This is a genomic window from Pseudomonas salmasensis (assembly GCF_014268375.2).
GTDB classification, from domain to species: Bacteria; Pseudomonadota; Gammaproteobacteria; order Pseudomonadales; family Pseudomonadaceae; genus Aquipseudomonas; species Aquipseudomonas salmasensis.
On record NZ_CP077083.1, the window covers coordinates 1,953,920 to 1,965,882 of the forward strand.

An 11,963-nucleotide genomic window follows, 5' to 3' on the forward strand; every position below is an offset into this window, starting at 1 on the left:
GTATCAGTAAGCACATGCTTCAACTGACGCACCGCCTTCGCGAGCAAGCCCGCTCCCACATTTTTGGGCCTCGTTTATTGCGTCACTAATGCATCGACCTCAGCAGTGCCAGGCGAAGTCGCCGGCCCCCAGCGGGTTACCGCCAATGCCGCCGCTGCGTTCGCTCGACGCGCCGCCTCAACCGGTTTCAAGCCATTCGCCAACCCGGCAATAAATACGCCAGCATGTGCATCCCCCGCGCCATTGCTGTCAACGGCCTGAACCTTGAAACCAGGGACATGCTCGGTCTGCGCCCCTCGCCCTACCCAGCAGCCATTGGGTCCGTCGCGCACAACCTGCAGTGCTTGCATGTGCTGATTGAGCATGGGCAGCGCCTGATTAATATCCGTCGCCCCGGTAAACGCCAACGCTTCGGGGCCATTGCTGGTCCAGATGTCGATACGCGGCAACAACGCGCGCATCAACGCCGAGTCCGGCGCCTTGACCAGCGGGCCTGGGTCGAACACCACCACGATCGCTCGCGGCAGCGCCAGCAGCCAGTCAAGCAACGGCTGCGCCTTACCTTCAAGCAGCAAGCTGTAGCCACTGACGTATACGTAGTCATCGACACGCGGGACGATTTGAGCCAAATCGTCGGCGCTCAGCTCACCCTCGGCGCCAAGATGGGAGATGAAGGTGCGTTCGGTGCTCGCTTCAGTCAGCGACACGCACAAGCCGGTATCTTTGCCAGCGCTGGCCGCCAAGGCCATTTCAATACCCTCGGCCTGCATCGCGGCACGCGCCAGATCACCAAAGCGCCCCTCGCCATGGCGGCCCAGGTAAACCACCGGCAACCCATTGCGCCGCGCCGCAGCCATTACGTTGAAACCGCCACCGACTTGGAAACTGGCGGAGTTGGCCAGCACATCACCGCCGCTTGCCGGCAAGGTGTCGAGGCCCATGACCAGGTCGACAATGACCTGGCCGGTATGCAGCAATCTAGACATTGGCGCTCTCTGCTAAAGCAGGACGACGGTCAGCCGCACCGCCCAGTACCGCATATAGTCCGCCCGCTACCAGGAAGGTTACGATCCAGCCCAGGCCGTTGTGGCCCAGCCAGGAGTCGGACAGCGGCCCGGCAAACCAGATGTTTTCGGCGGTGGTGCCGATGGTGGTGAAGCTGAACCCCAGCACGATGGCTACAGCCCAGGCGCCAAATGCACGCCACTCCACGCCGCCGCGATACCAGTAGGCACTGCTGGGGCTGACGTCCAGCAGGTCGGTGGGGCTGTAGTAATGCCGGTGAATCAAGTCGACCACGAAGATCCCGACCCACGCCGTGATCGGCACCGCCAGCAGCGAAATGAAGGTAATGAACGGGCCATAGAAGCTGTCGGCGATCAGCATAAAGTAGATGGAGCCGGCAAAGATCGCGACGATATCGACAATCACCGCATGCACACGCTTGACCTTCAAACCCAGGGTCAGGGTAGTGAGGCCGGCCGAGTACACCGACAGGTTGTTCGACAGCAACAGGCCGCCGAACGCGGTGATCAGGTACGGCACGGCCATCCAGGTCGGCAGCATGTCGCGGATCGCGATGATGGGGTCGGTGGCCGATGCCAGGTCATTGTTGCCTACCGACAGCAGGCCGCCGAGGGTGATCAACAGCACCAGTGGGATACCCGCGCCAAACGCGGCAGAGGCCACCAGGCGTACGGCCTTGACGCTGCGGTGCTGGTAACGCGACATGTCTGCACCGGCGTTGGCCCACCCGATACCGGTACCGGCAGCCATGGTGCCCACGCCAATGATCATCGCGCTCAACGGCGCCGGGGTGGCATTGAACACCGCGCTCCAGTCGATGGTGGCGCACAGAAAGCCGCCCACCAGGATGTTCAAGCCGCCGAATACGTAGGTGGCCCACTTCTGGATCACCAGCAACGTGGCGTGGCCCAGGCCCGATACGGCCAGGGTCAGCAGCACGAAGATGGCGATGAAAATCAGGGTGAGCACCGGCGCGCTCTTGGCCTCCACTGCCGAGCCGAACAGGATGGAGCTTAACGACAACAACACGAAGGCTGCAGTGGTGGTGTTAACGGTTTCCCAGCCCAGGCGCGACATCAGCGACACCAACGTCGGGCCGATATTGCCGCGCACACCGAAGATGGCGCGAGACAAGGTCAGGCTGGGCGCGCGACCACGGCGGCCGGCGATGGAGATGATGCCCACCACGGCAAAGGAGCCCGCGGCGCCGAGGATCGCGACGATGATCGCCTGCCAGATGGCCAGGCCACGAAACGCCACCAGCGTCGCACCAAGGGGCAAGCCGAGGATGCTGATATTGGCGGCGAACCACACCCAGAACAATTGCAGCGGATGACCGTTGCACTCGCTTTCCGGGACCGGCTCAATGCCGCGTGTTTCCAACTGCCCGGCGCTTTGGCCGGAAGAGGGGCTGCTCATGAAAGGGTGCTCCTGGTGCCTGTATTGTTGTGGTTGTGGCGGATATGCAAATTAAACCTCTTACCGGGTCGTCCTGACGCAAAGACCCACTGTAGGAGCGAGCTTGCTCGCGAAGGTGGCCAACGATAACGCGGGGCGCCAGGAAAAAAGCGGCGCTCTGGCTGCTCTCGCGAGCAAGCTCGCTCCTACAGGGAACGGCGACTTATCGCAAAGCGAGTAACCCCTGGACCAGCGGCTGCAAGTCCAGGCCATTGACCCGCTTGACCTGTTCAACCAACGCCTCAGGCCAGCACTGCATGCCCAGGCACGCCCCCAGCATGGCACCGAGAATCGCGGCAATGGTGTCGGTGTCGCCGCCCAGGCTGGCCGCCAGGCACAGGGCTTCGAAGGCGTTCATGTCGCCCGAGGCCACTTGCTGGGCCAGGGCAAACGAGACCACCACCGACTCCTGGGACGCCACCGAAGTACCGATCAATTCGTAGAGCAGGTCGGCAAACAGCGCTTTATCGCCGCTGCCGACGCTCAAGGTGCGAGCCCAACTGATGCGGGTAGAAATGCGTCCGCCCGCTATCCAGTGACCATGGCTTTCGGCCTGTCGGGCAATCTGGGTTCCTATATTCAGGGCTTCCCCCAGGTCCACGCCATTGATGCCAGCCGAGACCACCGCCGCCACGGCCGCAGCGCTGGAAATGCCCAGGCTGGTGTTATGGGTGACCTGGCACGCCTGGATCACCGCCTGGATAAACCGCATCGGGTCACTGACATCGGCGGCGATGCCCACCGGGGTGATGCGCATGGCCGCACCGTTGGTGGTGCCGTAGCGCCCGGATTCTTCCGGGGTATGGCCGGCCAGAATCATGTCGATCGCGCGTTTGGTGGACGGCCCGAGCAAGTCCTGGGAGCCCTTGGCGCGCATCTGCGCTTCCCAATCGATCAGGCGTTGGGCAAGCACGGTGGGCTCGATCTGGCCCTGGCCTTGCACCAGTAACTCGGCGACCAGGATGGCTTGCTCGGTGTCATCGGTGATGGAACCGGCAGGCATATTCGGCGCGATAGGCTGGTCGGCGTCGGCGTCTTCCAGAGCGGTGATGGCGCCGAAGCGCTTTTGTACCTGCTCGCGGCTCAAGGATTGGGTGGGCATGCCCAAAGCATCGCCCAGGGCCAGGCCATAAAAGGCGCCCAGCGCGCGATTTTCGCGGGTCATTTCGACGCTCCAAACTGCAGATGCAGGCGAAAGTGCAGCGGGTCGAGCAGGCTTTCGACATGTTCCATGAAACGCTCGCGACGATCGTAGGTGGTGCGTGACGCCTTGAGAAATACCGTACCGCTAGGGCGCCCGAGTAACTCGGCGTCTTCATCACTCAGGGGTTCGGCACCGATCCACTGATCGCCGTCGGCCCCTACGTAGCCGTAGGCGGCCAGGGTGATGGTCAAGGAGTTATCGATCAGGCCAATGCGCGGCAGGCTTTCCAGGTCGCCAACGGCCGGCATCAGCGAGCGTTCCAGGGACACCGCTGTGCCGTCTGCCGTGCGCCGGAGGCGGTCGAGGGTAATGAACTGGTCGGTGCCGAAACGACTGAACAGATCCGGGCGCGTGACGGCCTCGAAACGCAGGATGTCGGTGCTTACCTGGGCGCCCGTATCGGCCAAGGCCTGGGCCCAACCGCTGCGTTGGTCCAACACCATGCCGTCAAAGGTGACAATCGAGCCGACACCGCTCTGCGTGGCGATGTAGTTGCGACGCTTGAGCTCGGCCAGCGCCTCGCGCAGCGTACCGCGGCTGACCGCAAATTCCTCGGCCAGTTGATGCTCGCCCGGCAACAGGAAGCCGTCGGCCATGACCCCACCCTCGATACGGCGGATGAGCTCGTCGACGACGCGTTTTTTCTTATCAAATCGAACATGTCTAATCATGTACAAATTGATAACCGAAAGCGCGTGTTTACCGCAAGAGGATTATTTCAGGCTGAAGACAAAAACCGCCTCAGGGCTCCAGGCCGATGGGGAAAAACTCCCCGCCGCTCCAGACGCCAAGCCAGTTCTGACCGTTGATCGGACGGCTCACGGCCAGCTCCACCAACTGGTAAAAAGCGTTGCGATGCACCAGGGCTTCAAGATTGGTGCGAACGCGCACGTAGGGTGCGGGTTCCTGGGAGACGGGGTCGATCACCACCCGCAGCGGGTGCTCAAGGCCTGCCTCGACCTGTTCATCGACGTTGGTGGTAAAGCGCAAAACCTGGCTTTCGCCCTGCCCTTGCACGTCCAGGGTCACGGCGACAAAGGGCGCATCATCGACCTGGATGCCGACCTTTTCCACGGGTGTCACCAGGAAATAATCATCGCCATCGCGGCGGATGATGTTGGAGAACAGCTTGACCATCGGCTTTCGCCCGATGGGCGTGCCCTGATAAAACCAGGTGCCATCGCGGGCGATGCGCATGTCGATATTGCCGCAGAAAGCCGGGTTCCACAGATGCACCGGTGCCGGCCCCTTGCCCTTGGGCAGTTGGGCCAATAAATCATTGGCCTTGGCGGAATCGGTCATGGCGGGCTCCTCTGTCTTACTGATCACTCATACCCAGCAAACCGCGGGCGTATTGCGCGAGGGGGCGGGCGATCAAATCTTGTGGCGATGTGTCGTGGAACGTCAGTAAACCGCCACGACTGCGAATACGTGCAGTATCAATCAAATACTGGGTGCTGGTCTCGATCAACATGACTTGGATCACGCCGCTGTCCAGGCCGAGACGGTCCAGGGCTTGTTGGTCGGTCCACTCGTCGGCGTTACCGATACGGTCATCGGCTGCCGCAAAGCGGCAATACAGCAGGTAGTGGGCACCGGCGTCGCGGGCTTCGGCCATGGCCTGTTCCAGACCTTCCGGCTGGCGGGCACGACGCACCATGGGGAAATATTCGACGAAGCCATTGAACGCTTCCTCGGCCACCACATTGGGCCGCGGGTAAGCACTGCCCGGCGGCACGAAGGCGCCCTGGGCGATAAACACAAAGGAGTCCGGCTGTATGCGCACCGAGGCGGTACGCAGCGTATCGCTGTGGTCGAGCAGCCCGGCATCGCTCATCTGATAGCGGGTGCCTTCGGCCATATCACTGACGGTCATGCAACCGCCCAGGGCCAATGACGCCAGCAGCAAAACCAGACTACGCATCCTAATCCTCCAGAGGCCGGTGACAGGAAACCGGCGAATGGGGCGTGGGATGCAGGTTCTACGCCAGTTCGAGCAGCGCATGACAAATGTGGGGTTTGCCTGCGATGACGGCCTGCCAGCCGCCCCCTACCTACCTGACACTCCACGATCCAACTGTGGGAGCGGGCTTGCTCGCGAAGGCGGCCTGGCAGTCAACACAGTTGGACCGGGTACATATCCGTTATTTAGGTAACGGCCACTTAGGGTTCCGCCCCAACGGCGGGTCACTTTGGAAAAGAGCCCCAAAGTAACCAAAGGGCTCTTGCCCCACCACTCGGCACCTCGCTTAGGCTCGGTGTGCCCGTAATCCGCCAGCGTGGTTTGACGGGGCGCCTAAGATCAAAAGCAGATCAAGAACAAGATCAAGAGCGGCTCGCTTCGCATCGTGGTTACCGTCGGCTGCTACGACCTACAAAGTTGTGTAGGCCTATAGCAATTGCAGGCAAGCCAGCTTCCACCACTGATGTGCAACCGAATTAGCCGCCGATGATCTTCATGATCGTGGCACCGCCGGAGAACGCCACTTCCTGCTTGTCGGCCAAGGCCTTCATCAACAAGCCCTGCAACGCCGGCAACGCCTGGTGACGCGGTTGATCGAGCAAGTCACCGACATAATGGCGATTGCTGGACGACAGGCACCCATGCAGCCAACCGGTGGAGGACAACCGCAACCGCGAACAGGTACGGCAGAACGGTACGCTCTCGTTGGCGATCACACCAAAGAAGCCTTTGCCCGGCACTTCGTAGCGTACCGCCGTCGCATCGACGGGTGCGTTGGCTTGCAGGTATTCATGTTGCTCGCCGATCAAGCTGAGCAACTGTTGCAAGCTGACGAACTGTTGCAGGAATGCATTGGAGTCTTTGGCCAGGTGGCCCATGCGCATCAGTTCGATAAAGCGCAGCTCGTAGCCACGCTCCAGGCAGTAATCGAGCAGCGGCATCACCTGGTCCAGGTTCTGGCCGCGCAACGGCACCATGTTGACCTTGATCTTGATCCCGGCAGCACTGGCCTGGTCCATGCCATCGAGCACGGTGGCCAGGTCGCCGCCACGGGCGATGCTGCGAAAAGCGTCGGCATCCAGCGTGTCGAGGGAGACATTGATGCGGCGGATACCAGCGGCCACCAGCAACGGCAGTTTGCGCGCCAGCAGTTGGCCGTTGGTGGTCAGGCTGATGTCGCTCAGGCCCATCTGCCCTACCGCGCCCATGAAGGCTTCCAGCTTGGGGCTGACCAGCGGCTCACCGCCGGTAATGCGCAAGCGCTCGATACCCGCCGCTTCGATCAGGTACGCCACGCCTCGGGCCATGGCTTGGGCCGACAGTTCATCCTGGGCAGCCACCAGCCGCTTGCCGTCGGGCACGCAATAGGTACACGCATAATTGCAGGCTGAAGTCAGGCTGATCCGCAAATTGCGAAAACGCCTGCCTTGACGATCAACGATCATGGATCACTCCGGCAGAGGATAATTCGGGCGCGCTAAAAGCTGACTCATAACTCAGCTTTTAGCAAGGTCCTTGCCTGAGTATATTCCTGGGTTACTGCGCCTGGCAGTAATTCATTGCGCCATCACTGTGGCGAATGACTTAGGTGACAGGGGTTTCGCCGCTCTTCTCAGCGCCCGGCAGTTCAGGGCTGTGCTTGCGCTTGTTGCCCATGCGCACGCCGATGTCCATCAGGAATTGGAAGAAACCTTCCTGGTCTTCCAGCACATTGCTCCAGAACGGCGAGTGGTACAGCGCCACGGCGCCATGCACCAAGGCCCAGGCGGCGCAGTAGTGAAAATACGGTGGCACGTCTTCTAGCTTGCCCTCGCTGATACGGCCCTTGATCAGCAGGGTCAGGCGTTCGAAGTTCGAGGCGCGGATCTTGTGCAGTTCCTCGACCATTTCTGGCACTTGGTGACCTTTGACCACCTTTTCTTCCAGGCGGTCGAACAGGCGGTAGCGCTGCGGGTCACGCATGCGGAACTCGAAGTAAGCGCGGGACAGGGCTTCCTTGTCTTTGTCGACATCCGCCGAGTGCAGCAACTCGTTCAAATCGCGCTCGTAGTCGAGCATCAGGCGCAGGTAGATTTCGGCCTTGGACTTGAAGTGTTTGTAGATCGTGCCTTTGCCGATACCCACGGCATCCGCAATCATCTCGACGGTGACGCTGTCTTCACCTTGTTCGAGGAACAGCTTGAGCGCGGTGTCGAGAATTTCCTGCTCACGGCGGCGAAACTCACGGACCTTACGGGGTTCTTTGTGCATGAGGAAGAGTCTGCAAAGGTCGGAAATAGGGAGGGTTGCGCAGGGCCATGGAGATGTGGCGATACGATTTACCCGATGCGAGGGATTATCCCGACTGAACGGTCGTTGGGCAATGTCTATGTGAACCCGTCAGGCACATAACTTTCAATGCGCCAACGATTTCGTGGTTATCAGTCAGAAATAATACGCAACACCTCAACCTGCCCATCAGCAATGAGAACTCAAGCGAAGGCGGCGTATTCCAAATCTGTTTAAAAAACGATCAATCACGACTGGACTGAATGGGATAGTGGTCAATACTTCAACTGTCGGCGCGACATCTCCCCCAAGTGACGCGTCGACCTGGGTACCGACGGACTGCGTGCCCTTGTTTTACTCCTAATGGTCTTAGCCCGGATTCACCCCCCAGAACCCGGGTTTTTTTTGCCTGCGATTCGGCCGCTTTAACCGGCTACGTGAGCCAGCGGGAACAGGCGCTTGAAGTTTTCAGTGGTCTGCTCGGCAAAACGCTCGTAAGGCTCGCCGCGCAGCATCGCCAGGTAATCAGCCACGTCACGCACATATTCGGGCAGGTTCGGCTTGCCGCGATGGGGGATGGGCGCCAGGTACGGCGAGTCGGTTTCCACCAGCAGGCGGTCGGCGGGCACCTGACGGGCCACATCGCGCAGCGCGTCGGCATTGCGGAAGGTGACGATGCCCGACAGGGAAATATAGAACCCCAGGTCCAGAGCGGCCTTGGCCATGTCCCAGTCTTCGGTAAAGCAATGCAGCACACCAGCCTGTGGCAACGCGGCTTCACGCAGCAAGGCCAGGGTATCGGCACGGGCGCCTCGGGTGTGGACGATCACCGGCTTGCGCGTCTGCTGGGCGGCTTGCAGGTGCAGGCGGAACGAGGCCTGCTGCAACTCGGCAGCTTCAGGCTCGTAGTGGTAGTCCAGGCCGGTTTCGCCAATGGCCACGACCCGCGGGTGGTTGAGTTCACCCAGTAACCAATCGAGCGCCGGGGCTTCGCCAGGCTTGAGGTCCAGCGGGTGGATGCCCACCGAGCAATCGACGTCGGCGTAGCGATCAGCCAGGGCTTTGACGTCGGCGGCGTTATCGGCGCTGACGCCAATGCACAGGAAGTGCCCTACCCCACGCTGGCGGGCCGCTTCAAGGGCGGCGTCGAGGGAGCCGCCGTGCTGGGCAAGGTCGAGGCGATCAAGGTGGCAATGGGAATCTACGAGCATAGGAATCAGGGCTTAAGTCACAAAAGAGGTAGGGCCAACGATACACCCGTCGGCCACGGAATTTAACGGCGCCCGAGCAGGCCTACCCACTGCACCAGCAATGCCTCGAGCAACAGCACGCGGTTGAGGTTGGCCTTGCCGAGGACTTTCTGGCGCTGGGCGAGGATCCAGTCCTGGATGTTCAGCACTTTGTCCTGGGCACTTTTTTGCGCCAGGTATTGCACGACCTTGCGCATATCCGCCAGGCCCAGGCCGCTCTCATCCTGGGTAAGCTGATAGCGCAGGATCAGGCTGGACCAGTCGCAGAACCAGTCGAACAGCAGCAACAGCGGAATGTCCTTCCAGGCGCTTTCGGCCAGTTGCGTGGCGGACAGTTCCTGCTTGAGCAGCTTCTTCACGCCATCCACGACCAGTGCACGCTGTTCGCGCACGCCCTGGGCCTGCAGCTTCACCGCCGCCAAGGGCGAACCGGCCGCCAGGGTCAGCAACTCGCCACGCTCTTCTGCGCTGCATTCGGGCAAGGCCTGCGCCAGCCATTGCAGGCTCATGGCCTCGCTGGGCAACGGGCAAGCCTGCTGCACGCAACGGCTGCGAATGGTCGGCAACAAGCGGCTGGATTGGTGGCTCACCAGCAACAGCACGGTATCGCCGGACGGCTCTTCAAGGCTTTTGAGCAAGGCGTTGGCCGCGTTGATGTTCATCGCCTCGACCGGCTCGATCAGCACCACTTTGCGCCCGCCCATCTGCGCGGTCTGCACCACGAAGCTGACCAGGTCGCGCACCTGGTCGACCTTGATGGCCTTGTCCGCTTCCTCGGGTTCCAGCACATAGTTGTCCGGGTGACTGCCAGCCTTGAGCAACAGGCAGGACTTGCACTCGCCACACGCCTCCAGATTGACCGGGCGTTGGCACAACAGGCTGCCCATCAGGCGTTCGGCTAGATGGCGCTTACCGATGCCCACCGGCCCATGCAGCAGATAGGCGTGGGCGTGCTGTGCGCGCCCCGCCAGTTGCTGCCAGAGGCCGTCCTGCCAAGGGTAGGACTCAGCCACGGCTACGCTCCAACAGGGCGGGCAACAGCGCGTCGATAGCCTGCTGCACCTGGTTCAGCGGCTGGGCGGCGTCCAACAGGTAATAACGTGCGGGCTCAGCCTTGGCGCGCTGCAGGAAAGCACTGCGCACCGCATCAAAAAAGGCCTGGCCTTCCAGCTCGAAACGGTCCAGGCGGCCCCGCGCACTGGCGCGGGCCATGCCCACTTCCACCGGCAGGTCGAACAACAGGGTCAGGTCGGGGCGCAGATCGCCTTGCACGAAAGTTTCCAGGGTGGCGATACGCTCCAGGGACAACCCCCGGCCCCCGCCCTGATAGGCGTAGGTGGAATCGGTAAACCGGTCGCAGATCACCACGGCACCCCGCGCCAGGGCCGGGCGAATCACTTCGGCCAGGTGCTGGGCACGGGCGGCGAACACCAGGAGCAACTCGGTGTCCGCGTTCATCGGCTCGTCACCCGGGGCCAACAGCACTTCACGGATGCGCTCGGCCAACGGCGTACCGCCCGGCTCACGGGTCAGCACCACCTCGATGCCCTGCGCACGCAGGCGCTCGGCCAGGTAGTCACGGTTAGTGCTTTTACCGGCGCCTTCCGGGCCTTCCAGGGTAATAAACAAGCCAGTCACAGGCAGTCCTTAGTCAGAGTCATTGCGGGCTTTGCGGCGCGGTAGTGTCCGGCGCGGGCTGGGTCGGTGCGTCGGGGGCAGGTGCATCGCTGGAAGGTGCCGAATCTTCCAGCGGTTTCACCACCGGCGCCGGGCTGGAACGGTAATCGGCACGGCGCTTGAGCTGGAACTCCCGCACGGCAGCATTATGCGCATCCAGGTTATCCGAGAATATATGGCTGCCATCGCCACGGGCGACGAAATACAGGCTGCTGCCCGGCACCGGGTTCAGCGCGGCATGGATCGCCTCGCGGCCGACCATCGCGATGGGCGTAGGCGGCAGGCCGGCGACCATGTAGGTGTTGTAGGGGTTGGCTTCCTTGAGGTGGGCACGGGTCAATTTACCGTTGTAGCGCTCACCCAGGCCGTAGATCACAGTGGGGTCGGTCTGCAGCAACATGCCGATCTTCAGGCGACGCACAAACACACCGGCAATCTGCCCGCGCTCCTGGGGCACACCGGTCTCCTTTTCCACCAGGGACGCCATGATCAACGCCTGGTAAGGGTCGGTGTAGGGCGCGTCGGCGGCACGCTTGCTCCACTCCTGGGCGAGTACATCGTCCAGGCGGTTGTAGGCTTTTTTCAGGAATTCGACATCGGTCATGCCGCGGACAAAACGGTAGGTGTCGGGGAAGAACCGCCCTTCAGGAAACACACCTGGGTGGCCGAGCTTATCCATCACTTCGCTGTCCGTCAGGCCCGCCAGGGTCTGCACGATCTTTTCATGCTTGGCCAGGGCGGTGCGCACCTGACGGAAATTCCAGCCCTCCACCAAGGTCAGGCTGTACTGCACCACTTCGCCACGCTGCCACAGGCCGATCAAACCCTCGGCGGTAAGGCCCGGGCTCATGCGGTACTCGCCGCTGTGCAGCGGCTGGCCTTCGAGGTTGAAGCGCCAGTACAGGCGCAGCCAAAAGGCATCGTCGAGCACGCCATCGGCTTCCAGACGATTGAAGGTGCCCGTCGGCGTCGCGCCAGCGGGTACGTCGAGCAACTGCTCCTGAGGCAGCTTCAGGGGCTGCTTGAGGGCAGAGTCGAGTTTCCAGGCAGAAAAGCCCACGAGCAAGGCTGCCGAGACCAGGCTGATCTGCAGCAGTAACACCAGTTTTCGTATCAA

At 61.7% G+C, this 11,963-nt stretch carries 12 protein-coding genes; all 12 read right to left on the minus strand.

Going from position 1 to position 11,963, the window contains the following annotated elements; genetic code table 11:
- Positions 1-74: 74 nt before the first annotated feature.
- Positions 75-986, minus strand: a complete 912-nt coding sequence (locus tag HU731_RS08560; protein ID WP_186608952.1) for a PfkB family carbohydrate kinase — start codon at positions 984-986, stop codon at positions 75-77.
- Positions 979-2,445 carry a purine-cytosine permease family protein gene (locus HU731_RS08565; protein ID WP_186608950.1) on the minus strand — a complete coding sequence of 489 codons (1,467 nt, stop codon included), beginning with the start codon at positions 2,443-2,445 and terminating at the stop codon, positions 979-981. Before HU731_RS08565 ends, HU731_RS08560 begins: the two co-directional genes overlap by 8 nt.
- Before the next feature lie 202 nt (positions 2,446-2,647).
- Positions 2,648-3,649, minus strand: a complete 1,002-nt coding sequence (locus HU731_RS08570; protein ID WP_186608948.1) for an ADP-ribosylglycohydrolase family protein — start codon at positions 3,647-3,649, stop codon at positions 2,648-2,650.
- The gene (locus tag HU731_RS08575) at positions 3,646-4,359 is read right to left on the minus strand and encodes a GntR family transcriptional regulator (protein WP_098950626.1); all 714 of its coding nucleotides are present in this window, start codon (positions 4,357-4,359) and stop codon (positions 3,646-3,648) included. Before HU731_RS08575 ends, HU731_RS08570 begins: the two co-directional genes overlap by 4 nt.
- A gap of 70 nt (positions 4,360-4,429) precedes the next feature.
- The gene (locus HU731_RS08580; protein ID WP_186608946.1) at positions 4,430-4,990 is read right to left on the minus strand and encodes a DUF1285 domain-containing protein; all 561 of its coding nucleotides are present in this window, start codon (positions 4,988-4,990) and stop codon (positions 4,430-4,432) included.
- 16 nt (positions 4,991-5,006) lie between these two features.
- Positions 5,007-5,612: a DUF4823 domain-containing protein gene (locus HU731_RS08585; protein WP_186608942.1), complete on the minus strand. Its 606-nt coding sequence runs from the start codon at positions 5,610-5,612 to the stop codon at positions 5,007-5,009.
- A gap of 515 nt (positions 5,613-6,127) precedes the next feature.
- On the minus strand, positions 6,128-7,096 hold the full coding sequence (locus tag HU731_RS08590) for a GTP 3',8-cyclase MoaA (RefSeq protein WP_161905704.1): 969 nt from the start codon (positions 7,094-7,096) through the stop codon (positions 6,128-6,130).
- 139 nt (positions 7,097-7,235) lie between these two features.
- On the minus strand, positions 7,236-7,901 hold the full coding sequence (locus HU731_RS08595) for a TetR/AcrR family transcriptional regulator (protein ID WP_186608940.1): 666 nt from the start codon (positions 7,899-7,901) through the stop codon (positions 7,236-7,238).
- A gap of 443 nt (positions 7,902-8,344) precedes the next feature.
- Positions 8,345-9,130, minus strand: coding sequence for a TatD family hydrolase (locus tag HU731_RS08600; protein ID WP_003189285.1), 786 nt, complete (start codon positions 9,128-9,130; stop codon positions 8,345-8,347).
- 62 nt (positions 9,131-9,192) lie between these two features.
- A complete protein-coding gene (locus tag HU731_RS08605; RefSeq protein ID WP_032893125.1) occupies positions 9,193-10,182 on the minus strand; it encodes a DNA polymerase III subunit delta' in 990 nt (329 codons plus the stop codon).
- Positions 10,175-10,807: a dTMP kinase gene (gene tmk, locus HU731_RS08610; protein WP_186608938.1), complete on the minus strand. Its 633-nt coding sequence runs from the start codon at positions 10,805-10,807 to the stop codon at positions 10,175-10,177. Before tmk ends, HU731_RS08605 begins: the two co-directional genes overlap by 8 nt.
- Positions 10,808-10,826: 19 nt before the next feature.
- Positions 10,827-11,963: an endolytic transglycosylase MltG gene (mltG, locus tag HU731_RS08615; RefSeq protein ID WP_186608936.1), complete on the minus strand. Its 1,137-nt coding sequence runs from the start codon at positions 11,961-11,963 to the stop codon at positions 10,827-10,829.

Excerpts from the sequence above, each read along its gene's own strand:
- HU731_RS08595 (WP_186608940.1), bottom strand. The coding sequence starts at position 7,901 with ATGCACAAAGAACCCCGTAAGGTCCGTGAGTTTCGCCGCCGTGAGCAG.
- HU731_RS08585 (WP_186608942.1), bottom strand. The coding sequence starts at position 5,612 with ATGCGTAGTCTGGTTTTGCTGCTGGCGTCATTGGCCCTGGGCGGTTGC.
- HU731_RS08580 (WP_186608946.1), bottom strand. The coding sequence starts at position 4,990 with ATGACCGATTCCGCCAAGGCCAATGATTTATTGGCCCAACTGCCCAAG.
- HU731_RS08570 (WP_186608948.1), bottom strand. The coding sequence starts at position 3,649 with ATGACCCGCGAAAATCGCGCGCTGGGCGCCTTTTATGGCCTGGCCCTG.
- HU731_RS08560 (WP_186608952.1), bottom strand. The coding sequence starts at position 986 with ATGTCTAGATTGCTGCATACCGGCCAGGTCATTGTCGACCTGGTCATG.
- HU731_RS08590 (WP_161905704.1), bottom strand. The coding sequence starts at position 7,096 with ATGATCGTTGATCGTCAAGGCAGGCGTTTTCGCAATTTGCGGATCAGC.
- HU731_RS08565 (WP_186608950.1), bottom strand. The coding sequence starts at position 2,445 with ATGAGCAGCCCCTCTTCCGGCCAAAGCGCCGGGCAGTTGGAAACACGC.
- HU731_RS08600 (WP_003189285.1), bottom strand. The coding sequence starts at position 9,130 with ATGCTCGTAGATTCCCATTGCCACCTTGATCGCCTCGACCTTGCCCAG.
- HU731_RS08575 (WP_098950626.1), bottom strand. The coding sequence starts at position 4,359 with ATGATTAGACATGTTCGATTTGATAAGAAAAAACGCGTCGTCGACGAG.